Annotated in this window: 26 protein-coding genes; 15 read left to right on the forward strand and 11 right to left on the reverse strand. The window is 43.8% G+C overall.

Features of this window, described 5'->3' with window-relative positions; genetic code table 11:
• Nucleotides 1–31: 31 nt before the first annotated feature.
• The 9 genes from L2W36_RS05575 to L2W36_RS05615 form a co-directional block, all read right to left on the reverse strand.
• A complete protein-coding gene (locus tag L2W36_RS05575) occupies nucleotides 32–1,570 on the reverse strand; it encodes an HAL/PAL/TAL family ammonia-lyase (RefSeq protein ID WP_006071859.1) in 1,539 nt (512 codons plus the stop codon).
• Entirely contained in the window at nucleotides 1,554–3,332 is a 1,779-nt protein-coding gene (locus L2W36_RS05580) for a glycosyltransferase family 2 protein (RefSeq protein ID WP_236109521.1), read from the reverse strand. The genes L2W36_RS05575 and L2W36_RS05580 overlap by 17 nt, the downstream gene beginning before the upstream one ends.
• A complete protein-coding gene (locus L2W36_RS05585) occupies nucleotides 3,325–3,693 on the reverse strand; it encodes an ApeI family dehydratase (RefSeq protein WP_236109522.1) in 369 nt (122 codons plus the stop codon). The genes L2W36_RS05580 and L2W36_RS05585 overlap by 8 nt, the downstream gene beginning before the upstream one ends.
• A gap of 70 nt (nucleotides 3,694–3,763) precedes the next feature.
• Complete coding sequence (locus tag L2W36_RS05590) at nucleotides 3,764–5,143, reverse strand: AMP-binding protein (RefSeq protein WP_236109535.1); 1,380 nt, start codon at nucleotides 5,141–5,143, stop codon at nucleotides 3,764–3,766.
• Nucleotides 5,144–5,167: 24 nt separating this feature from the next.
• Nucleotides 5,168–5,725, reverse strand: a complete 558-nt coding sequence (locus L2W36_RS05595; protein ID WP_236109523.1) for a hypothetical protein — start codon at nucleotides 5,723–5,725, stop codon at nucleotides 5,168–5,170.
• Nucleotides 5,725–5,982, reverse strand: coding sequence for an acyl carrier protein (locus tag L2W36_RS05600; RefSeq protein WP_006071849.1), 258 nt, complete (start codon nucleotides 5,980–5,982; stop codon nucleotides 5,725–5,727). Before L2W36_RS05600 ends, L2W36_RS05595 begins: the two co-directional genes overlap by 1 nt.
• A gap of 15 nt (nucleotides 5,983–5,997) precedes the next feature.
• Complete coding sequence (locus tag L2W36_RS05605) at nucleotides 5,998–6,258, reverse strand: phosphopantetheine-binding protein (RefSeq protein ID WP_006071847.1); 261 nt, start codon at nucleotides 6,256–6,258, stop codon at nucleotides 5,998–6,000.
• Between the two features lie 10 nt (nucleotides 6,259–6,268).
• Nucleotides 6,269–7,057, reverse strand: coding sequence for a lysophospholipid acyltransferase family protein (locus tag L2W36_RS05610; RefSeq protein WP_236109524.1), 789 nt, complete (start codon nucleotides 7,055–7,057; stop codon nucleotides 6,269–6,271).
• 15 nt (nucleotides 7,058–7,072) lie between these two features.
• A complete protein-coding gene (locus L2W36_RS05615) occupies nucleotides 7,073–7,741 on the reverse strand; it encodes a beta-ketoacyl synthase chain length factor (RefSeq protein WP_124939864.1) in 669 nt (222 codons plus the stop codon).
• A gap of 70 nt (nucleotides 7,742–7,811) precedes the next feature.
• On the opposite strand from L2W36_RS05615, the gene L2W36_RS05620 reads away from it, so the two are divergent.
• Together L2W36_RS05620 and L2W36_RS05625 are read left to right on the forward strand one after the other, a co-directional pair.
• On the forward strand, nucleotides 7,812–8,204 hold the full coding sequence (locus tag L2W36_RS05620; RefSeq protein WP_006071843.1) for a hypothetical protein: 393 nt from the start codon (nucleotides 7,812–7,814) through the stop codon (nucleotides 8,202–8,204).
• Between the two features lie 28 nt (nucleotides 8,205–8,232).
• A complete protein-coding gene (locus tag L2W36_RS05625) occupies nucleotides 8,233–9,303 on the forward strand; it encodes a class I SAM-dependent methyltransferase (RefSeq protein WP_006071841.1) in 1,071 nt (356 codons plus the stop codon).
• Nucleotides 9,304–9,398: 95 nt separating this feature from the next.
• On the opposite strand, the gene L2W36_RS05630 is transcribed toward L2W36_RS05625, so the two are convergent.
• Entirely contained in the window at nucleotides 9,399–10,658 is a 1,260-nt protein-coding gene (locus tag L2W36_RS05630) for an adenylosuccinate synthase (RefSeq protein WP_236109525.1), read from the reverse strand.
• Nucleotides 10,659–10,804: 146 nt separating this feature from the next.
• On the opposite strand from L2W36_RS05630, the gene L2W36_RS05635 reads away from it, so the two are divergent.
• The 6 genes from L2W36_RS05635 to cyoE all read left to right on the forward strand — a co-directional run bounded on the left by L2W36_RS05635 (nucleotide 10,805) and on the right by cyoE (nucleotide 16,842).
• Nucleotides 10,805–11,671, forward strand: coding sequence for a LysR family transcriptional regulator (locus tag L2W36_RS05635; protein WP_006071838.1), 867 nt, complete (start codon nucleotides 10,805–10,807; stop codon nucleotides 11,669–11,671).
• 476 nt (nucleotides 11,672–12,147) lie between these two features.
• Entirely contained in the window at nucleotides 12,148–13,029 is an 882-nt protein-coding gene (gene cyoA, locus L2W36_RS05640) for a ubiquinol oxidase subunit II (protein WP_124939862.1), read from the forward strand.
• A gap of 5 nt (nucleotides 13,030–13,034) precedes the next feature.
• Complete coding sequence (gene cyoB, locus L2W36_RS05645; RefSeq protein WP_236109526.1) at nucleotides 13,035–15,071, forward strand: cytochrome o ubiquinol oxidase subunit I; 2,037 nt, start codon at nucleotides 13,035–13,037, stop codon at nucleotides 15,069–15,071.
• Nucleotides 15,061–15,660, forward strand: a complete 600-nt coding sequence (gene cyoC, locus L2W36_RS05650; RefSeq protein WP_236109527.1) for a cytochrome o ubiquinol oxidase subunit III — start codon at nucleotides 15,061–15,063, stop codon at nucleotides 15,658–15,660. Before cyoB ends, cyoC begins: the two co-directional genes overlap by 11 nt.
• Complete coding sequence (gene cyoD / locus L2W36_RS05655; protein ID WP_006071828.1) at nucleotides 15,657–15,968, forward strand: cytochrome o ubiquinol oxidase subunit IV; 312 nt, start codon at nucleotides 15,657–15,659, stop codon at nucleotides 15,966–15,968. The genes cyoC and cyoD overlap by 4 nt, the downstream gene beginning before the upstream one ends.
• A gap of 7 nt (nucleotides 15,969–15,975) precedes the next feature.
• On the forward strand, nucleotides 15,976–16,842 hold the full coding sequence (cyoE, locus tag L2W36_RS05660; RefSeq protein ID WP_236109528.1) for a heme o synthase: 867 nt from the start codon (nucleotides 15,976–15,978) through the stop codon (nucleotides 16,840–16,842).
• 64 nt (nucleotides 16,843–16,906) lie between these two features.
• On the opposite strand, the gene L2W36_RS05665 is transcribed toward cyoE, so the two are convergent.
• Complete coding sequence (locus tag L2W36_RS05665; RefSeq protein WP_231896597.1) at nucleotides 16,907–17,278, reverse strand: c-type cytochrome; 372 nt, start codon at nucleotides 17,276–17,278, stop codon at nucleotides 16,907–16,909.
• A 611-nt stretch (nucleotides 17,279–17,889) separates the two neighbouring features.
• On the opposite strand from L2W36_RS05665, the gene L2W36_RS05670 reads away from it, so the two are divergent.
• From L2W36_RS05670 to L2W36_RS05700, 7 genes are all read left to right on the forward strand, one after another.
• Nucleotides 17,890–18,333, forward strand: coding sequence for a PTS sugar transporter subunit IIA (locus L2W36_RS05670; RefSeq protein ID WP_038222468.1), 444 nt, complete (start codon nucleotides 17,890–17,892; stop codon nucleotides 18,331–18,333).
• Nucleotides 18,334–18,346: 13 nt separating this feature from the next.
• On the forward strand, nucleotides 18,347–19,750 hold the full coding sequence (locus L2W36_RS05675; protein WP_086027628.1) for a PTS mannitol transporter subunit IICB: 1,404 nt from the start codon (nucleotides 18,347–18,349) through the stop codon (nucleotides 19,748–19,750).
• 48 nt (nucleotides 19,751–19,798) lie between these two features.
• Nucleotides 19,799–21,070, forward strand: coding sequence for a zinc-binding dehydrogenase (locus tag L2W36_RS05680; protein WP_236109529.1), 1,272 nt, complete (start codon nucleotides 19,799–19,801; stop codon nucleotides 21,068–21,070).
• A gap of 58 nt (nucleotides 21,071–21,128) precedes the next feature.
• The gene (locus tag L2W36_RS05685; RefSeq protein ID WP_006071819.1) at nucleotides 21,129–21,647 is read left to right on the forward strand and encodes an MltR family transcriptional regulator; all 519 of its coding nucleotides are present in this window, start codon (nucleotides 21,129–21,131) and stop codon (nucleotides 21,645–21,647) included.
• A 9-nt stretch (nucleotides 21,648–21,656) separates the two neighbouring features.
• On the forward strand, nucleotides 21,657–22,388 hold the full coding sequence (locus L2W36_RS05690) for a nucleoside/nucleotide kinase family protein (RefSeq protein WP_236109530.1): 732 nt from the start codon (nucleotides 21,657–21,659) through the stop codon (nucleotides 22,386–22,388).
• Nucleotides 22,389–22,407: 19 nt separating this feature from the next.
• Nucleotides 22,408–23,154: a phosphatase gene (locus L2W36_RS05695; RefSeq protein ID WP_006071815.1), complete on the forward strand. Its 747-nt coding sequence runs from the start codon at nucleotides 22,408–22,410 to the stop codon at nucleotides 23,152–23,154.
• A gap of 15 nt (nucleotides 23,155–23,169) precedes the next feature.
• Nucleotides 23,170–23,301 (forward strand): hypothetical protein (locus tag L2W36_RS05700; protein WP_236109536.1); only part of this gene is annotated, 132 nt, incomplete at its 3' end.

The following is a 23,301-nucleotide window of genomic DNA, read 5'->3' on the forward strand; positions in this document are numbered from 1 at the left end:
GAATGATTTACGTTGTAACGGTAAATTTAGCTTAATAAAGAGACCAGTGGCGCTGTTGTATGCGCTGCATGAAATGGCGCAATTCCGCTTCTAAAGGACGATCTTCAATGACCATTTCAAACTCACTTAATATGGATTCTCGAATTGCCTTCAGATTGTCGCTCATATGATGTTCATCTAACTCATTTTGGCGTTTTCTGAGTTCTATGGCTTGAATACCAGCTAACAAAGAAGCCGCGGCAACTTGCTCAGTGAGCTCTAAAACGCGTAAACAATCACGAGCAGCAATGGTACCCATGCTGACTTTATCTTGGTTGTGACACTCTGTAGAGCGAGAGAAAACACTCGCTGGCATCGTGTGTTTTAGAGCTTCAGCTGTCCAAGCCGAGATGCCGATTTGTACCGCTTTAAAGCCGTGGTTAATAGGCTTACGTTCACCTTCAGCGCCCGTTAGGTTATACGGTAAGCCATTGTTGAACTTGTAATCCATTAACTGTGCCATTTGACGATCAAGTAAGTCTGCGAGGTTGGCAACACCCGTCTTGAGCGTGTCCATTGCCATAGCTATATGTCCGCCATAGAAATGACCTCCGTGCAGTACGCGCTCGTTATCACCGTCAATGATCGGGTTATCGTTGGCGCTGTTAAGCTCGTTTTCAATCAGCTGTCGTAACCAAGGCAGTGAGTCTTGAACAACACCAATGACATGTGGTGCGCAGCGCAATGAATAGCGGTCTTGCAGACGGTCACTGTTACGAGGCGGTCGCTCAGCCTGAAGATCATCACGTAGCCACGCTGCAATTTGCTGCTGACCTGGGTGCGGTTTTACAGCAAATAGTGCTTCATCAAAGTGGAAATCATTGCCGTGGATCCCCACTGAAACCATCGCAGTGATCTTGGTGCATAGTTGTGCAAGGTATTCTGCACGCTTATACGCCAAACAAGCGAGAGCTGTCATCACAGAGGTGCCGTTCATGAGTGCCAAGCCTTCTTTTGGCCGCAGCGTGATAGGCTTGATGTTCAGTTCGTCAAAGACGTCTTTAGTCTCACGAATCTCGCCTTTATACAGTACATCTCGTTCACCGATGAGGGCCGCGGCAAGGTAAGACAGCGGTGTTAAGTCACCACTGGCACCTACAGAACCTTCTTGAGGAATTCTTGGTGCTATATCGTGATTGATCAGCGTTGTAATTTGGTTGAGTAGATCGTGAGAAACGCCTGACATACCTTGTGCTAATGAGCATAAACGGGTCGCAAGCACAGCGCGAGATTGTTCATGAGTGAGTATGTCGCCCAAACCACAGCCGTGAAAACGAGTTAAATGAAGTGGCAGCTCATCGACAAGGTTTGGTGGAATGGCAACAGTACATGAGTCGCCATACCCTGTGGTGACACCGTAAATAACGCCTTCTTCTTTAAGAAGACGTTCTAAAAAAGCCACGCTGCGGTCAATTTTGGCAACATACTCAGGAGCGCTATTCATACTAGCCGTTGCGCCAGCAGAAATGGCGACGACGTCTTCAATAGAAAGGCGCTCTGCGCCGAAGGTGATGTTATTTTTCTTGGTCATTGTGCTTACTTAGCGTCCAAAAGTTGAAAAAGTTGTACCACTGTAGTGGCGACTTTACGGCATAGTGCTCTAAGCGGTTCGCATACCGCTGGACAACGTGTTCCAAAGCGTCTTGTCGATTGTTACGTGGTAAGGCTATTTCGTCACTAAAGTGCTCAAAATAGACATTAAAGTGTGGTTCTTTGCGGCTATCGTCTCGAAAACCAAAAATAAGGTAGACCGGAGCTTTGAGCACCGACGCCAACATAAACGGCCCTTGAGGAAAAGGAGCCGGTTTATCTAAGAAGTCGGCCCAGACGCAGCGTTGCTCTTTGCTTGTCGATGTTCTATCGCCAACAATAACGACCCATTCGCCTTGCTCGATTTTTTGTTGCAGCATGATCGCCGTATCTGGGCCCATCTGACTGACCTGAATTAGGTTAAGGTCAGAGTTTGGATTAATGGCTCTCATTACTGAGTTAAATTGCTCAGCATGTTCTGTGAAAACTAAGGCATTAATTTTGATATGAGAATAGCGCTGGCTGAGAGCACGGCACAACTCAATATTACCAAGATGAGAGCCCAGTAATAAAACACCTCGTTGGCTATCAATCAAAGGCTGAAACTGCTCTTGGCCATGAATCGTTAGATTATCTAGAGAGAAATCCCCTTGCCATGCTGCCAGTTTGTCGAGCATGGTATGACCGAACGACAATAGGTGTTTCTGACTGGTTACATCATCTGGCAAAGCAATGTTGCGACATTCCGCGTAGTGCCTTAAATTGGCGAGGTATTGCTGCGAAGCATTACGGGCTCGGGCATTGGTTAAATGGTAGTAACCAATAACCATGGGTAAAACGAGATTGAAAGTTCGACGCCCCAGCCAACGGTAGACCCAAAGTAAGGTTTTGATACCGACAATGGTGCCACGTTCTTTTTGTGTTGACCAATGAGCACCCGATTTGTCTGAAGAGCCATGAGGCGTGTTCACATTTTGGTTGTGAAAATGGCGGGCGATCAACTTAGGGCTACGCGGTAACATGCCAAAGAACAACTTCGTATGCATCTTGCTTATCTTTACGTTGTCCCACAAGGCATCAAAGTGAGAGATACCACCCTCTGGGTACATAACGCGGGTATCAATAAACTGAATGTCACAACCTTCCCAATACATACGAACCAAGATCTCAATATCAAAATCCATTCGCGTGCCGATATTGTATCGATTGAGAACATTGAGAGTAGCCTCAACCGGATAGGCTCTAAAGCCACACATGCTGTCTTTTATTGACAGCGAAAGTGTTTCAACCCAAACCCAAAAGTGCGTGATATAGCGCCCATACAAACGGGATTTTGGGACGCTACTGTCATAAACCGGTTTGCCAGAGATAAGCGAATATGGCTGGTTTTGTGATGTTTCGATTAAGACAGGCAGTGACTCTAAATCGTGTTGACCATCAGAGTCAATTTGTATGGCGTGAGTGAACCCTAGCGAACTTGCATGACGAATCCCTGCCATCACGGCGCCACCTTTCCCTTGATTTTGTTCAAGGGTAATAAGGTGCACATCATGAGCGATAGCCACGGCGTTAAGCGCTGTTTTTGTAGTCTGGTCACTGCCGTCGTCGATAAGGATGATTGCAAAACCATATGGCTTTAACGATTTCACTACACTTTCGACAGTAGAGCCATGATTAAAACATGGTATGAGAAAGCAAGGCTGATACTGACGGCCTTGTTCTTGGATGCTCTCTGCATGTCCACGTTCTTTGCTGTTACTCACTCGAACTACCTAGTTTCATTTTACCGGAGGAATGCACGACGATGTCTTCTCCAGATATTGAGGAATATTTAAACGCTAACTTTTGCGTCTCTTCATTCCAATTCAGAGTCAGTGTGATGATTGCATCAGGCAGAATAGGCTCTTGAAATTTAATCACTTCCATTCCTTTAAATGCAGAAGGAACGTTAAGGTACTCAACAGCGTAGTGGAGTGCCCAATCAATTTGAGTTACACCAGGAAGTAAAGGGAAGTGATTAAAGTGACCGCAAAAATCCAGAATATCGGCGTCTGTTTGAATACAAAGCGTTGCAGACGCTGATTGTACATCAGAATTTAGTACGGTCGGTTTTCTTTTTGTCATGGTCGTGTCGGTCTTAGTCTTTTAAATGTAAGTCGTGTAAATGTAAGCAGTGTTCTTTGAGATAAACGAACTATAGCGAGTCGGCAAAAAGCTTCTCGAGTTCAGATACTTGCCTTTTACCTTGGCTGTTCAATGGTATTTCTGCAACGACTCGAAAACGTCGTGGAACCGCGATTGGCTCAATCCATTGCCTCAATTCCGCGCGCAGCAGTAGCCAAAATTTACCTTTCCCTAGGGATTTAAGCTTATCAAGACCCGCGGGCGTGAGTACGATAGCAGCATTGAGTGACAAGCGTTGTTGATCGTGACAGCAGAATACGGCACTTTCGTAAATCCAGTCTAGCTGATCGAGACGTTTTTCAACTTCAACTAACGAAATGCGCTTTTCTTCTATTTTGACAATACGGTCGGTTCGTCCTTTTAATTCAAAGCGTTGTGCATCATGAAATACACAAGCATCCGCAGTTTGGTACCAGTTGTCAGCATCAATATGTGGTGATTTGAGCTTTAAACATTGTTCGTGATTTAGCTCAGCTTCGATGCCGGGAAATAGTCGCCAAAATTCACTTGGACTGTATTGTTGCTTATAGGCAATACCACCAGTTTCCGTGCTTCCGTAGACCTCGATAGGTAATTGTCCAAAAAGTCCGTGCGCGTGTTTCGCGGCGTCGTAAGGTAATGGTCCTCCTGATGAGAACAAGGCGCGTATCTCAGCAGGGGCTGTCTGGGTCGATAACCGCTTGAGTAGAGCTGGGCTGCTCACTAGCACACGATTGGCCGACGCATGAGTCATCACTTGCTCAGGATACTCTAGGTTTCGGCAAGCAAATGCACGCCCAGTGCATAGTGGCCAAAGTACGCGAAACAACAATCCGTAGATATGTTGATGAGAGACCGTGCTTTCGACTAGGGCATTGCCCAGCAGATCGCCCCAAATAGATTCTAGGATGGCAATTTCTGTGTCTAAGTGCTCGAGTGTTTTAACAATAGCTTTAGGTGTTCCACTCGAGCCAGAAGTAAATAAGATGATTTCAACTTGCTTTAAGTCAAGGGCGGAAAATGATTCTAGGTTCTCAAGGTGAGAATCAATAGCGACCTTTTCGCATGGCTTGGTCGCAATGGGTTCAATGCCAGCGTCATGGAGTAATAAATCGAATTGGGAGGAAAGCTCAGTCAATGCCGAATTTTGGTAGTTACCGGGAAGGACCACACTTTTGCCCGCGTAGCAGCAGGCTAAGAATCCAACGGCAAATTGATAGCTATCTAGTGTGCACACTGCAACGCGCTGTGAGGTCGAGTGTTCGAGCATGTCACTCGTGGCACGAATGTCGTGTAAAAATCGCTGCCAAGTCCACTGTTTTTCCATATCGAATGCGACAATGTCTTCACCGATTTTAGAGGTGCAGAGCAAGTGCGCAAGCGTCTGGTGTGTGTTGGTAGTGCGGTTCATCTGCTCAACATTTGCCATATTGAATTAATCCTTGCGTACAAACTGTCTGATTATCCACTCACCTGCAAAAAGACTTCCGGCTGCTAGATAGCTAATCAATCCGTTGTACAAAGTCCAAACCTCTAGCGTTTGAAAGCAAGTGTAGAGAGCAATGCCCGCGTTGATAATAAAAAAGGCACACCATACTTTGGTAACATTTCGAGTATAAGAAATGGCACTTGCGGGTAAGTCGGGTTCCTGAAGACGAGCAAAACGCTCGATGATGGATTGTGGCTGCGTTAAACTGATGGCGAAAACGGCCAACATACAAAGATTAACGACGACGGGATAAAAGGTTAGCCATCCGTGCTGTTTAAATAGAGCACCTAATACACTAAGCGTGATTCCAGTGAGGCCACTTATCCATGCGAGCTGTTTGAGTTCCTTGAACTTTGCCTGCTTGCTAGAAACGATTCTTACCACAAATACTGTGATAAGAATCAGACTGATAGCTTGGAGACCAAATCGTTCTGCACCGAAGTAGACGGCAAAAGGATAGGCAAAAATTACGATTGCAGACAGTATGGTCAGCAAAGCTCGCATTATTTATCTTTCAATAGCTCAGTCACAGAGACCACAACGTCATTAACGGTGCGTACAGCTTTGAACTCTTCAGGCTTGATTTTTTTGCCCGTTACTTTTTGCAAGTGAACTACTAGATCAACAGCATCAATGCTATCTAAATCAAGATCTTGATAAAGGTGAGCTTCAGGTTGAATATCCGCTTCGTCAATTTCAAACAGCTCCACGAGAGCGTCTTTTACTTGGTCAAATACTTGCTGTTGGTTTAATTCTGTCATGCTGATATCTATCGATTAGTTGCTAGTTTGAGACGAAATGTACTTTGCAAGGTTTGCTACAGATGCAAAGTGTTCACGTGTATTGGTATCGTCCGCGTCAATTACGATATTGAACGTTTTCTTAATGGCTAAGCCGAGTTCAAGAGCATCAATGGAATCTAGGCCCAGACCATCACCGAACAATGGTGCATCAGTTTCGATATCGTCAATAGTAATATCTTCAAGGTTTAGGGCGTCAATAATTAGTTGTTTGATTTGGTTTTGTAGTGCTTCCACAGGGTCCTACTTATTGGTGTTCATTTTCGGGGAAAATCGCTTCGGCCAAATAACGGTTTAGTTTTCTTGCCGCTAAAGTCGGAGAATTAGTTTGCTCAATAAAGGGCGTGATTTCAATCTTACCCTTTATTTCGACATGGAAAAAGGGCTTGGTCTCTGGAACTTGGTACCACTTTTTTTGTTTCGTGAGAAAAGAGGGAGTTACAGTAATGTGAACTACCCGCAAATCACGCTGAGTACGCACGGCAATTTGAGCCGCACCTCGTTGTAGCTTTGATTCGATACCAGGAGTGGTGCGTGTTCCTTCAGGGAAAACGAGTAACACGTTGCCTTGATCAAATCGTTGCTCGCAAATTGTAATAACATCATCTGGGGCTTCATTAGGAATATAGCCTGCCGCTTGGACGATGTGCTTCATAAACGGGTTACGCCATATTGCACTTTTCACTAAGCAATCACATTGCTTAAGTTGCGAGGCAATCAAAACGTAATCAATTAGACTTGGGTGATTAGCCACAATTAGGCAATTGCGGTCGTTTTCTAACACATCAGCGCCAGTTATCTTGTAATCGATAGCACCAGTAAATTTCATTAACCGACAAAATACATGGAAAGAAGATTGAATCAATGCCTGTACGCGATGTTCTCTTAGTTCTGTCTCAGATGTGGTTCGGATAATGAACGGAATTAGGACAAAACTAAGCACTAATCCCCCAATGCCAAACACACTAAAGCAAAAGCCTGTCGCAGCAATGCGCCAGATCTGATTCACTTTTAGATATAGAGACTTCACTATCATGCGATTATTTTTAGGTTATGACTGCGTTGAGGCTAAAAGATGTCGAAGAAAGTCCAAAGCTTGCGGTTGATTAGACACCGTTACGGGAGGGACTTGTATCGAATTACCGCGAGACAATACCAAACCAAGGCTATAGCCGCAAAACTCTTGATCTTTGAATTGTTGATAAATCTCAGGTAGAGGTTCATCAAAATCTACAACCAAGACTCGATGTTCAGGGTTTTCTTCTAAGTAACTCCACGCTTCAATTAATGCACTATTAAACGTATTGTCCGATGCTGCAATGGAAGTGACTGGAATGGCCTTCTTTGCTGCAATGGTAGTGAGTCCGGCTGCCGTATTGTGTACAGATTGAGAAAAAGCCATTGGAGACGCGTCGTCACCACTGACAATAGTTTTAATTAATTCGGAACTGCGTCGTAGCTCACCATGTCTACTAGAAAAAACAATATAATCAATATCCTGTTCTTCCATAAGCTCAAGTGCGCATTGGACGGCCAGCTTACTTAATGTACTCATACGACGGCGCATCATGGCAGGTATGCGGTTCACTTCTAACGTGCCTTCGCTAGGGCAGTTGCCTGTGTGGTACCAATCTTGCCAATCAGAAAAAGTATGCAGACCGTTTGATTTTGCACTCCATGCGTCAAGGTGAAAGGAAATTAATGGAGTTGAATTTGACATAAGGTATTGATTTATTTAGATACGACTGGATAATTATATCGTTTTATAAACTAAAATGTAAGGAATTAATATGAAAGCGTTAAAGTTCGCGATGGCAGTTGTTGTAGCATTGGTTGTAGTAGGTTGTGGAAGAGTCCAACCTGTACTGAATTTTGACAATGAGCCGGTAACATATGATTTGACCGCAGCACAAGTCAAGTCGGCGATTACCGAAGCTGCGACGAATCGCGGTTGGGTGATCACTGAACCTGAAGAAGGCGTTTTAAAAGCAGCAATTCTGGTTCGTAGCCATGAAGCTGAAGCTAAAATTCCTTACACTAATAAATTCTATTCAATTACTTATGTAAGCTCTAAGAACCTAAAAGCTGCAGACGGCGAAATTCATAGAAATTACAATCGCTGGATCAACAATTTGAATACTGATATAAGAAAGCAACTTGCCGCTATCGCAGCAGCAAAATAATTGAACAGAACAACCACCAGGAATTGATGTGTCAAAACAAAATATTGATCCATACAATGCATTTGAAGCAAAGACAGCGGCTCAAGAGCTGTCTTTTGCCCCAATTGTATTTCAAGCCGCTCGCACTTTACGAGACCTAGGGATTTTAGCTGAGCTCGATAAAGCGGGAGAGCAGGGACTAAGTGCTCCTGAAATTGCCCAAGCAACTGGTGTCTCTGAGTATGGTGTCAAAGTACTACTCGACATGGCAATCAGTGCCCATATCGTATTGTGGAACAAACCCAACTATTCGCTAGCTAATATGGGCTTCTTTTTGCTTCATGATGGTATGACTCAGGCAAATATGGATTTCACAGCTGATGTTTGTTACGCAGCTATGATGCATTTGACGGAATCGATTAAAGAAGGCAAGCCTGCGGGTTTAAAGGAACTTGGTGAATGGGAAACCATATATCAAGGCTTGTCTCAGTTGCCAGAGAAAGCAAAAGAGAGTTGGTTCAAGTTTGACCATTTCTACTCGGACAGATCGTTTCCTATTTTATTGAAAGAAGTGTTTAGCCAAGAGCCGAAACATATTGTGGACATTGGTGGTAACACCGGTAAATGGGCGATGCAATGTTGTGGCTACAATAGCGATGTTGAAGTAACAATAGTCGATTTGCCTCAACAGCTTAATGTGGCAATGAAGAATGTGGCAGACAATGGCTTTGCACAGCGTGTACATCCTTTCCCTGCTAACATGCTGGACAAGTCTCAAGCCTTACCTGAGAAAGCAGATGTCTGGTGGATGAGCCAGTTCTTAGATTGTTTCTCTCCAATGGAGATTCTAACGATTTTAAGAAATGTTCGTTCTCAGCTGACTCCAGATTCAACGGTCTATATTCTTGAGTTATTTTGGGATGCACAGAAATACGATGCGGCGTCGTTTAGTTTGAACGCGACGTCTCTATATTTCACCTGTCTAGCAAACGGTAATAGTCGTTTCTATCGCAGTGAAGACTTTTTAGAAATTGTCGAAGAGTCCGGATTAGAAGTGGTGGAACGTACTGACGATATTGGTTTAGGTCATACTTTACTGAAATTAAAAATAAAGTCGTAATAGTACGTGATTCATTCGCACCAACTTTTAAAGTTATAAAATGCAACAAGCCCAGCTATCGAGCTGGGCTTTTTTACCTGTGAAGTTCGCTGCTGTTAATCGCGAATGATCATCTGGTCACGCTCTGGACCAACGGATACCATGCGTACAGGCACACCCATTAAGCTTTCGATACGTGTCACATAATCTTGAGCTGCTTTTGGCAACTCCTCGAAACTACGACAGCCGGTGATGTCTTCATCCCATCCTTCCATTTGCTCGTAGACTGGAGCCAGTGCAGCCGTTTGAGGCCAAATAGGGTTTTCAGTATGTTCGCCATCGTATGCGACGCAGATTTTTAAATCTTTTAAGCCCGTCAAACAGTCGATTTTCGTGAGTGCAATTTCTGTGGCCGCTTGTAGCTCAACGCCGTTTTTGGTGGCTACGGCATCAAAGAAACCCATGTCACGTGGGCGACCCGTTGTTGCACCGAACTCGTTAGCGCTTTCACGGAAGTTATCTTGCTCTTCCATCGCTGTAACCAATGTACCTGTCCCAACGGATGAGCTAAATGCCTTAGCTACCGCGATCACGCGTTCAGGTCTAAGGGCTGGTAGACCACTGCCGATACCTGCATAAGCGGCTGTTACGTTAGATGACGTTGTCCAAGGATATTCACCGTATACTAGGTCGCGACCTGCACCTAACTGTGCTTCAAACAACAAGTTCGCATCTTTAGCTTGCAGTGCTTTTAGTGGTTCGGTGACATTACAAATAAATGGACGCCAAGATTTGGTCACCTCTAGTAGCCATTCAGTGATTTCGTTTGCGCTTTGTGAATAGTCACATTGTGGATAAAGCGCTTTTAGCTGAGGCATTTTCCAATCGAGCATAAATTGAAGGCGTTGCTCTAGGACTTCAGGCTGTTGTAACCAACCGACTAAAATACCTTTTTTCATCACACGATCGCCGTAAGCTGGTGCGATACCTTGTCGAGTTGAACCGTAAGCGGCATCGCCTAGACGTTGCTCTTCTAAAGTATCCTCAAGAGCGTGAAGAGGCAGACATAATGTCGCACGGTCTGAAATACATAGATTAATTTTAACGCCTGCTGATTCGACCTCAGCAATTTCTTCACTTAGTGCGGCAGGGCTGATGACCATACCCGGGCCAAGCACAGCGGTACAATCAGGATTAAAAATGCCACTAGGAAGTTGGTGCAGTTTGAAGGTACCGAAGTCATTGACTACAGTGTGACCCGCATTGTTTCCACCTTGAAAGCGAATGCTTGCAGACGCGTCTGCAGCTAGAAAGTCAACGATGCGGCCTTTGCCTTCATCACCCCAGTTAGCACCTACAACAACGATAGACGACATAATAAGTTCTCCTAATTGATTAGGGAGTCAGCTTAACCCTGTAGTGTAAATAAGAAAAATTAATTATAATTATTAAGTCAATAAGAAACTCATATCAGAACTATGATTATTCTATTGACTAACTCACGCATTAAGAGGGAAGAAAAATGTTAGATATTCATTGGTTAAAGACGTTTGTAACGTTGGCTGAATACAAGCATTTCGGTAAAGCGGCCAATGCGTTGCACATGACTCAGCCTAACGTGAGCTTACAGTTAAAACAGCTAGAGCAAACAACAGGCGTGAAACTGTTAGATCGTAATCCTTTTCATCTCACGCAAGCGGGTGAGCGTTTACTACAAAGCAGTATCAAGACGTTGGAAGAGTTACAGGTGTGTCAATCCGATCTGAATGCACTTAATGAGTTAGACAAGGGAACCATCACCGTAGCAGCAAGCGATATTATTTCACGTATGCTACTTATTGGTGCGTTTAAACTGTTCAGAAATGCTTATCCTGGAATGGATATCGTGCTTTTAAATACCACGTCATCTCAAGCAGCAGATTTAGTTAAAAAGGCTGAGGCCGATGTGGGATTTGTTATTTCCCAACAGCAATCTCAGCCGTTGCACTTTGTAGAGTTACAACAGGTCAAATGGGTGGCGTTTGGTGAAGGGTTTCAACAAGCTATCGCCAATCAAAGCGAAATTACTTTGATTCTGCTTGGCCATGACACCCGAACGCGGGATCTAATTGATGACGCGTTACCTAGATTAAATCTTTCAAATTATCGTGTGATGGAAGTAGGGAGCGTTGATGCACAAATTGATTGGGCTGAAGCTGGTTTTGGGGTGGCAATTATCCCTGAGTTTGCGCTGTCAACGAAAAGAAATATTCAGACAGATGTTACGCCGTTATCTGATTTCCCGACAACGAACCTTGGTTACATTGTTCGTCAGAATCAAATCTTGTCTAAAGCGACTAAACAATTACTTCAATGGGTCGGAGATGAGATGATTATTTTACAGAAATAAGGGTTTATGTGAATTGCAGTGTAATTTATATGTTAAATTGAAATCCTAAATTCATGAATAAAATCACATTTCCATCGTTGTGGTGATAACAATAATGCAACAAATGACGTGTTATTGAACGCATTTGATAACAACGTAAATATACCTTCAAGTACCTTTTTAATTATTTAATATCAATTAGATAGTAATGCTATCTCGCCTCAGTTCTTACTATCACATCCCGTTGTCTAACTTGATTCACGCAAGCTTAGATTTCAAATACGACAGATGTGCTTCACATTTTATCTACGCATAATGCACTTGCTGTAACAATATATTTCAAAGTGTAACAATAAATCCATGTTTGAAGCATGGGTTTTACGCTTCACCTTGATGATTTTGCTTACACACGCTCAACAAAAACATAATTCTAACTAATGGGTTTTGACAACGAGTTCCGACAATGTAGTCAAGCCCGAATATACTCGAGAAAGTTAATGAAAGCCTCAAGATATCAAAGCATCTTGCTTAGGGGAGGTGTGGCGACTGCCATACTTACTCTTTCTGGATGCAGTTCTGCTTTACTTGACCCCAAAGGTGCAATTGGCGTTCAAGAAAAAGAGCTGATCATCACTGCTCTTTTGCTGATGTTGATAGTTGTCATTCCTGTGATTCTGATGACGGTTTATTTTGCTTATCGGTATCGTTCAACTAACACCGAAGAAGAGTACGCTCCAGACTGGGCTCACTCGACCAAAATTGAGGTGGTGGTTTGGACTATCCCGATTATTATTATCGCGATTTTGGCGGTTATCACTTGGCGTTCTACTCACGCTTTAGAGCCATCTAAACCAATCCCACATCCAGAAAAACCTTTAACAATCGAAGTGGTTTCACTCGATTGGAAGTGGCTGTTTATCTACCCAGAACAAGGGATAGCAACGGTTAACTATGTAGCCTTTCCTAAGGATGTTCCGGTCACATTCAAAATCACTTCTGACAACATTATGAATGCGTTCTTTATCCCGAGGCTCGGCTCTCAGATCTACGCGATGCCCGGCATGGTGACGCGACTAAATCTGATTGCGAACCATCAAGGAGATTACAAAGGCTTTGCTTCTAGCTACAGCGGTAAAGGGTTCTCCGAAATGAAATTCACTGCCGCCGCTTTGGAAAACAAACAGGCCTTTTCTCAATGGGTGGACAAAGTGAAACACAGTCCAAAACAGATCGAAAACTGGCAGCAATATCGAGCGCTGGCAGAACCGAGTGTGGCTGATCCTGTCAGTCTTTATTCGAGTGTCCCTCCCGCGCTGTTTAATGATGTTGTAACTCAGTATCCAGGTTCGATGAACCGTTTACCCGAACACGAAGGATAAACGTTATGTTTGGAAGATTATCGCTCAATTCGATTCCATACCATGAGCCGATTATTGTTGTCACTTTAGTCGTGATTGCGCTTGCTGGATTAGCATTAGTCACGGCCATTACTAAAGCTAAAAAGTGGCAATATCTTTGGAATGAATGGTTTACCACAGTTGACCATAAAAAACTGGGATTCATGTACATCGCTGTGGCAATGGTGATGTTGATTAGGGGCTTCTCTGATGCGGTGATGATGCGCAGCCAACAACTGCTGTCGTCTGCTGGTGAAGCCGGGTACTTGCCACCCCACCACTATGACCAGATTTTTACTGCACACGGCGTGATCATGATATTTTTCGTTGCCATGCCACTTGTGATTGGTCTTATGAATATCGTCGTTCCTTTGCAAATAGGAGCGCGAGATGTCGCCTTTCCTTATCTAAATAATCTCAGTTTTTGGCTGTTTATTGTTGGCGTGATACTCACCAACCTATCGCTTGGTGTTGGTGAATTTGGTCGCACAGGTTGGTTGGCGTACCCACCATTGTCAGGGATTGATGCAAGCCCCGGGGTCGGGGTCGATTATTGGATATGGGCGTTACAAATATCTGGTGTCGGAACAACCTTAACCGGTGTGAACTTCTTTGCCACTATATTGCGCATGCGAACTCCATCTATGCCGTTAATGAAAATGCCGGTATTCACTTGGGCATCTTTGTGCGCCAATATTCTGATTATTATTTCATTCCCCATCTTGGCGGTTACCATTGCGCTGTTGACTTTAGACCGTTACTTAGGAATGCATTTCTTCACCAATGACTTTGGCGGCAACATGATGATGTACGTCAACTTGATTTGGGCATGGGGACATCCAGAGGTGTACATCCTAGTACTGCCAATTTTCGGTGTCTTTTCGGAAGTCACAGCGACGTTCTCACGCAAAAAACTGTTTGGCTATACCTCACTAGTTTGGGCGACCATTGCGATCACTATCTTGGCGTTTGTCGTTTGGTTACATCACTTCTTTACCATGGGATCTGGTGCAAACGTCAATGCATTCTTCGGCATTGCGACCATGATTATCTCGATCCCTACAGGGGTGAAGATCTTTAACTGGTTGTTCACTATGTACAAGGGACGAGTACGCTTTACCACGCCAATGTTATGGACACTAGGTTTCTTGATTACCTTCTCGGTCGGCGGGATGACTGGTGTATTGATGGCGGTACCGGGTGCTGACTTCGTACTACACAACTCGGTCTTCCTAGTTGCGCACTTCCATAATGTGATTATCGGTGGTGTGGTGTTTGGTTGCTTTGCTGCTATCACTTACTGGTTCCCGAAAGCAACAGGTTTCATGATGAATGAGACGTGGGGCAAACGAGCATTCTATCTCTGGATTATTGGCTTCTTGATGGCGTTCTTACCTTTGTATGCGCTGGGCTTTATGGGGATGACGCGACGTCTTAGTCAAGATATCAACCCTGAATACTTCCCATTACTTGCTGTTGCAGCAGCAGGAACTGCCGTAATTGCACTCGGCGTTGTGTGCCAGTTCATTCAAATCTATGTCAGTGTTCGTGATAGAAAAGCGCATCTCGATCTCACTGGAGACCCGTGGGGCGGCCGTACCTTTGAATGGGCAACCTCGTCACCTCCGCCGTTCTATAACTTTGCACATTTACCAAAAGGCGACCAAATTGATGCATTTTGGTATCAGAAAGAAAGCGGTGAGTTTGATCCAATGAAGAAAGTGGAATATCAACGTATTCACATGCCGAAAAATTCGCCGACAGGTATCTATATTTCAGCTTGGGCACTGGCCTTTGGCTTTGGAATGATTTGGTACATGTGGTGGTTAGCGGCCATTAGTTTCGTTGGCATTGTCGTAAGTTGTATCAAACATAGTTACAACGATGATGTGGATTATTACGTCGAGGTTGAGGAAATCGAAGCCATCGAAAACGCTAGACGACAGCAGTTTGAACTAGCCAAGCAACACACTCATGCCGACGGAAATAAGAAGGACGATATGGAGGTGAATTATGCAGGGTAGTGTGAGTGCACCAGTTCATGATAGCCACGATCATAGTGATAACAAGCTGTTTGGTTTCTGGATTTACTTGATGAGTGACTGCGTGCTTTTCGCAACGTTGTTCGCTACTTATGCGGTACTTGCCAGTAACCCTATGACGGGGTCATTAGCGAGAGAACTGTTTGAGTTGCCGTTTGTCTTCGTAGAAACCATGTTGCTGCTACTGAGTAGTATCACGTTTGGTTTTGGCATGATTGCGATGAAGCGTCAGGATATTACCAACCTCAAGTTGTGGATGAAAGTAACCTTTCTGCTTGGGCTAGGTTTTATTGGCATGGAAGTGTATGAGTTTCATCACCTGATAGTTGAAGGATATGGACCTCAAACCAATGCTTTCTTGTCAGCATTCTTTACTTTAGTTGGGACTCACGGCCTTCATGTGACATTTGGCTTGATCTGGATGGCGGTGTGTTATTACCAGTTGTCGAAGAAAGGGTTAAACAGCAACATGACGATGCGTTTTAGTTGTTTAAGCCTGTTCTGGCACTTCTTAGATATTGTTTGGATCTGTGTATTTACCATCGTTTATTTACTGGGAGTCATGTCATGAGCAGTAATACAGATATAGCTGCATCAGACTACATCAAAGGGTTTTGTGCGGCTTTGGTACTGACCGTAGTACCGTTCTATTTGGTTTGGGCACAATCTCTGCCAGCGAGTACAACGTATTTTGTTTTATTTGCTTGCGCGATTGTTCAGGTGTTTGTTCACTTCAAATACTTCCTACATATGGAAGCGAAGACCTCTGATGGGCAGTGGAATTTGGTTTCGTTGCTGTTCACCATCGTTGTGGTGTTTATCCTCATCGCCGGGTCGCTGTGGATAATGTACAACATGAATATGAACATGATGATGTAGAGGCAGTATGCTCAAAAATTATCTGACGATTACAAAACCAGGTATTATTTTTGGCAACATGGTCTCAACAGCGGCAGGGTTTTTCCTTGCCGCTAAAAGTGAGCATGTCGATATTACCTTGTTCTTTGCAGCACTCGTTGGTGTGGGGCTAGTCATAGCGTCAGGCTGTGTTGTGAACAATATTTTCGATAGGGATATTGATCAGAAGATGGAGCGAACTAAACATCGCGATTTAGTTCAGGGTTATGTCAATATGGATGTCGCGTTTGTTTACGCGCTATTCCTCTTGCTTGTTGGTACAGCGTTGTTATATCAGATGACCAATCCACTATCTGCGGTTGTTGTGCTCATCGGCTATGTCTTCTACGTGTTCTTTTACACCATGTGGTACAAGCGACATTCAGTGTATGGAACCTTGATCGGAAGTATCTCAGGAGCAGTACCTCCACTTGTCGGTTACTTAGCGGTCACTAATTATTTGAGCGTTGAATCTGTCTTATTGTTCCTGTTGTTCTGTCTTTGGCAAATGCCACACTCTTACGCTATTGCGATTTTTCGAATGGAAGATTATCGTCAAGCGGGTATTCCTGTTTTACCTGTTAAGGAAGGCTTGAATAAAGCGAACCAACATATTCGACACTATGTGTTGGCATTTTGCGCGGTTGCTGCCGCACTTTTCTTTGTTGGTGAGGCGAACTACGAATATCTGATTGTAGTAGGAGCGATGAGTGCGTTCTGGGCTCGAGTTACATTCCGCGATATGAATAGCAGCAATTATGTTGATTGGTCCAGAGCGGTATTTAAAGTTTCGTTGCTGGTGGTGACAAGTTTCAGCGGAGTGCTAGGACTAGAGCTACTACCCCTTCATTTTTAATCGACAGGTTCACAGTCGTGATTGACGATTCGTGAACCTTTTATCCTTAAACTTTTCAGATTGTTTATTGAATGGACTGCACATACGCCAAGATATCAATAGCATCTTTCTCGGTAAGTACTCCCTTAAAAGCAGGCATACCTTCGTCGATTTTTCCCGCTAACACTTTATTCGCAATTTGGGTGGGCGTTTTGAAAGGTTTATTGATCTTCTGAGCGATATCGGCTGGTTCATTTGGCAGAGCGTTAGCCGCTACACCATCACCATGCCCCTTAGAACCATGACAGGAGATACACAGCGCCTCGTATTTTTGTTTTCCATTAGCGACGTTGCCGTCAATGGGTGGCTTTGCTGCTGAAACGAAAGTGAAACTGCCAATGAAAAGCGCCATTGCACCTAATAATGTTGCGATGAGTAATTTCAATTTGATCTTCATATTGTGTACTTCCTATGTGTTTTCTCGAATCCTAACGACATAAGAATGAATAGTGGGTGAATATAAAGTTATATTTATATTCATCAGTTAGTTATGTGAATATTCTCAGTGGATAGACTAGCAATCAAAAGGCAGAAGGGTTGAGACGCGGCTTATTACTTCCAAGAATAAAGAAATCAGCAAACACAATCGTGGAAGAATAAAGTGAAGTGTAAAGTTACCTGAAACTGAGCAACAAATTATTGTTGCTTTTATTAATTTGGTGAAAAGTGTGCTACTAGTGACTGGAATAGGCTTTAAAGTGCTTATAAGTAATGATCTCTATATCACATAAAAGCGATCGTCAATATGGATAATGTGATTAAGTTCAATATTTATGTAATTTAAGAAATATCCCAAAATGATGCATGTATCAACTTTGTTCTATTGACTTGTAATTAAAATAAAATATTTACCAAAACTTTCAATTGTAATATGTTAACTTGATCATTACTTGCCTATTGACAGGTGGTTTTTTGTGATTTGTATCGCAATTGGTGCGGAATTGCATGTCCCCTGGAAAAGAACTCATAATGAACTCAACGAAACGACATTCATTATGGGACAAGACAATGCTGTATGACTTAATCGACCATGACCTAGTAGACGTTGTAGAACATGATAACACATCATGGGAACAGGCTGTAAGAACGACAACACAATACCTCGAAGAGAAGGGCTATGTGACGTCGAATTACGCTGATGCCATTATTCAGTCTACCATCGACAATGGTCCTTACTACGTTTTGTGCCCGGGCATCGCGATGCCGCATGCTCGCCCTGAGGCCGGTGTATTAAAAACCGGTTTAGGCATTCACATCTTCCCTGAACCAGTAGACTTTGGTTCAGATCTTGGCCCCGCTAACGTACTGCTAACCTTAGCTGCCAAGGATTCAGATACTCACATTCAAGTAATCCAATCTTTAAGTGAAATGCTTGTCGACGAGACAAATATAGAGAAGCTCGCAGCAGCAAAATCGAAAACAGAAGTATTGGATATTATAAAAACCTGCTAATAAGGAATGTAACGTGACTACAAATATGAGAGCGAAAGTGCAATCATTTGGCGGACATCTTACCGCCATGGTATTGCCCAATATAGGCGCATTTATTGCGTGGGGTTTTATCACTGCGCTATTTATCCCTACAGGCTGGATGCCTAACGAAGCGTTTGGCAGCATTGTTGGCCCAATGATCACTTACTTGTTACCGCTGTTAATCGGTTACACCGGTGGTCAACTTGTTGGTGACAAGCGTGGTGCAGTAGCGGGTGCTATCGCTACGATGGGTGTCATCGTAGGTGCTGACATTCCAATGTTTGTTGGTGCAATGATTATGGGCCCACTTAGTGCATGGGTTGTGGTGCAAATGGATAAGCGAATCCAACACCGTATCCCGTCAGGCTTTGAGATGGTCGTGAATAACTTCTCACTGGGTATCGTAGGTATGCTTTTGTGCCTATTTGCTTATGAGATTGTTGGTCCTGCTGTGACTGCTGCAAACTTGTTCGTTAAATCAGGCATTGAAGCTTTGGTAGCAACAGGTTTCTTACCTCTACTTGCGATTATCAATGAGCCAGCAAAAGTATTGTTCCTAAACAATGCAATCGACCAAGGCATTTATTACCCTCTAGGTCTTCAAGCTGCGGCTGAAACTGGTAAATCCATCTTCTTTATGGTGGCGTCTAACCCAGGCCCTGGTCTAGGTATGCTACTTGCGTATGCAAAATTTGGTGAAGGTTTGTCGAAGCGTTCAGCGCCAAGTGCCATCATCATCCACTTCTTCGGAGGTATCCACGAGCTTTACTTCCCATATGTGTTGATGAAGCCAATTATGATCGTAGCAATGATTGCTGGTGCAGCGACAGGTATCGCAACCTTCAATCTACTTGATGCAGGTCTAGTAGCGGGTCCAAGTCCAGGTTCTATCTTCTCTTACTTGGCGCTAACGCCGAAAGGAAGCTTCCTAGCGACTATCGCTGGTGTGACAACAGCAACAATTGTTTCTTTCTTGGTAGCGAGTGCCATTCTGAAAATGTCCAAGAGCACAGAGTCCGAAGAGGACTTCGAGCAATCAGTCACCAATATGAAGGACATGAAAGCGGAAGGTGCTATCAACACGGCGGCTGCAACTCAAGCTACGGCTGAAGGCAAAAACATCAAGTTCGTTGCATTTGCTTGTGATGCTGGTATGGGCTCAAGTGCTATGGGAGCGTCTACCTTCAAGAGAAAACTGACACAAGCGGGCTACGATGTCGAAGTGAAGAACTTCGCTATCGAAAAAGTACCTAGCGACGCAGATATAGTTGTGACTCATGAGAGCCTAGAGAGTCGAGCAGTGAAAGCAACAGGGTTGCCTGTAATTACTATCAAGAACTTTATTAATGATCCAGCACTAGATGAGCTGCTGGTGACTATCGAACAACAAGCTTAATAACTATTATTTCGGGGGCGCCTCGGCGCCCCTATGAGGAGAGAGAACATGGTTGAAACTACGGCAGCTGTCATCTGCGGAGAAAAGAACATTCAACTTCGCACTTTTGACCTACCAGCTATTTCGGCGGATGAACTACTGGTCAAAAATATTTCTAACAGCGTTTGTTTATCAACGTATAAAGCAGCGCTTCTAGGTAGCAAGCATAAGCGTGTACCAGAAGATATTGCAGAAACACCAGTTATCACAGGTCACGAGTACGCCGGTATCATTGTTGAAGTTGGAGACAACCTAAAAGACAAGTTCAAGCCGGGTGACTCTTTTGTGCTTCAACCAGCAATGGGCTTACCATCGGGTTATTCTGCCGGCTACAGCTACGAGACATTTGGTGGTAACGCTACTTATTCAATTATCCCAAAAATCGCTATCGACCTTGGCTGCGTGCTTCCTTATGAAGGGAAATACTTTGCTGACGCTTCGCTAGCAGAACCAATGTCGTGCATTATTGGCGCCTATCATGCGAGCTACCATACAACTCCTTACGTGTATGAACATGATATGGGTATCAAAGAGGGCGGGTCACTCGCGCTTCTCGCTTGTGCTGGTCCAATGGGTATCGGTGCTATCGACTACGCGATCAATGGTCCAGTAAAACCTAAACTACTAGTTGTTACTGACATTGATGCGGAACGTCTCGCACGCGCTGAGAGCTTAATTCCAGTAAGCACAGCGGCGGAGAATGGTGTTGAGCTTCACTATGTGAATACGGCGAATGTGGAAGATCCAGTTGAGTACCTTAAATCACTGAACGGCGGATTAGGTTACGATGACGTTATGGTCTACGCCGCTGTATCACAAGTATTAGAGCAAGCGGATGAGTTGCTAGGTAACGACGGCTGTTTAAACTTCTTTGCTGGTCCTACAGATAAGAAATTCAAAGTACCGTTTAACTTCTATAATGTGCACTACGAAGCGACTCACATTGTCGGGACGTCAGGTGGTTCTACCGGAGACATGATTGAGTCTCTAGACCTTTCTGCAAAAGGGAAGATCAATCCATCGTTCATGATTACCCATGTAGGCGGCCTACAAGCAGCACCAGATACGATTTTGAACCAGCTCGATATTCCGGGTGGTAAGAAGCTGATTTACCCTCACATAGACTTGCCTTTAACAGCAATCGACCAGTTTAAGACTCTAGAAGACAGTGACCCATTCTTTGGGGAATTGGACGCGATTTTGCAGCAAAACAACTATGTTTGGAATGCAGAAGCAGAAAAAGCGTTACTGGAGTTTTATGACGTGAGTTTGACGGTTTAGTCGAAGCTTATTTATGTGGTAGCCTCACGGTTACCACATAATCAAAAGGTTAGAAACTTTGTCACGAATTGAAGATTTATTGGAGAAATTGGATGAGTGCGATAACGCCACCGCCTTTCTTCAAGTTTCAAACAAAATTATAAACCTCAAATTAAAAGCCATACTTCCATCGGTATTCGTACAAGACGAACTAGTGAAGGAGTATGCTGTGGACCCGTTGCTGAAAGAAGATGGGCCTCTCGTGACCACAGATGTGGTGTCAAAGTTAGTATTCGCAATGGGTAAGATTTCGCTAGAAACCTATTCGGATATCGGCCTTTACGACCAAGTGCTGGAGTACGCCTTGTCTAGGCCAGAAAAAGTGTCGTTTAGTGATGACATGATTTATGACTTTATCGAGAATCAAGCCATTTTATCTTCGCAACAAGATAGCTTTTATATTGAATCTCTAAAACAACTTAAGTTCTCTTCATTTGAGACGTTTTCACAGATGAGATACGAATCTCTCATCATCACAGTCCTTAAACTGTCTTGTGAAATGCTCATTCAAAAAATAGAAGAGGAGATCCATCAGTAAGGTGTCACTATGAAAGTGAATTTAAACGTTAGCGGCTTTGAAACCCAAGCTGAATTTCCCAATAGCGACGTTGAACAAATCCATAAACCCCTAGTCGAAAAATTCTCCAAACTCTACAAAGAAAAACAAGACCGAGTCATTATCTTTCTTGCTGCGCCTCCAGGCAGTGGAAAATCCACACTTGCAGCATTTTGGGAACATCTGTCAGAGCAAGACGAAGCCCTAGAAACCTTGCAAGTATTACCGTTTGATGGCTTTCACTTTCCAAATGAAATCTTAGACAGCAATAGCACGACTCGAAATGGTAAAGAAGTATTACTTCGCTCAATAAAGGGCGCTTATGAAACCTTCAATCTGACTGAACTGGTCAGAAAACTAAGACAGTTAAAAGACCCTGCGCCTAAATGGCCCTATTACGACCGAAATCTTCACGATCCCGTGGACGATGCATTGATTGTCGATAAGAACATTGTAGTTATCGAAGGAAACTATTTATTGCTAGATCAACCGGTTTGGAATGGGTTAAAGAATTTTGCTGATTTCACGGTGTTCATCGATACCGACCCTCAGTTCTTACAAGCTCGTTTGGTGAACCGTAAGATTCGCGGTGGTACATCCGAGGAAGATGCCTTGGACTTCTACTACAAGTCAGATGCTATCAACGTCGATAACGTACTGAACAACTCTCAAAAAGCAGACTTGAACCTATATCTAAACCAAGATGGTTCCTTCAAGATTTAAGCGATAGAGGACGAGAGTCATGAAAATAGTCATTGATACCCATACTCATACTATCGCTAGCGGCCATGCTTACAGTACGGTCTTAGAGAATGCGTTAGCAGCAAAAAATAAGGGGCTGGAGCTTCTTTGTATTACGGATCATGCTCCTGAAATGCCAGGTGCCCCCCATTACTGGTATTTTAACAATCAAAGGATTCTGCCCCGATTTCTCCATGATGTCGGCATCTTGCGTGGTGTCGAAGCCAACATTCTAAATACAAAGGGGGAAATTGATCTTCCTAACTCCAGTGACCAACATTTGGACTGGGTTATTGCCAGCTTTCATGAACCCGTGTTTTCACCGTCCACGGAAGAAGCGCACACAGAAGCGCTGATCAACGCTATGCAAAGTGGCCGAATTGATGTGTTAGGGCATACAGGGAACCCTAACTACCCGTTTGATATGCGCAAAGTTTTACAGTGCGCGAAAGACTTAAACATTGTTGTCGAAGTAAACAACACCTCACTAACTGGTAAAAGCCGTAAGGGCAGTGACAAGCGTTGTGACGAAATTGTCCGTCTAGGAAATGAAATAGGTGTGTATTTCACCACGGGTTCAGACGCGCACTTTTGTGAGGAAATTTCAAAACTCGACAAAGCCATAGACCTGCTCACTAAACACCAAGTACCGGAAGAGAGAATTGTATCGACATCGTCGAGCCGCTTTCTAAATTTCCTGCGTCTACGCGGCAAAGCAACAATCCAAGAATTTGAACATTTATATTAATTTTTGAGAGTTAAAATGACTGAAACAAACAACAGAAAAAAACTCGCCAATGCAATCCGCGCGCTAAGCATGGATGGTGTTCAACAAGCTAACTCAGGTCACCCAGGTGCGCCAATGGGTATGGCTGATATCGCTGAAGTTCTTTGG

Origin of the sequence: Vibrio sp. McD22-P3, assembly GCF_021568915.1 — a bacterium.
In the GTDB taxonomy this organism is placed as follows: Bacteria; Pseudomonadota; Gammaproteobacteria; order Enterobacterales; family Vibrionaceae; genus Vibrio; species Vibrio mediterranei.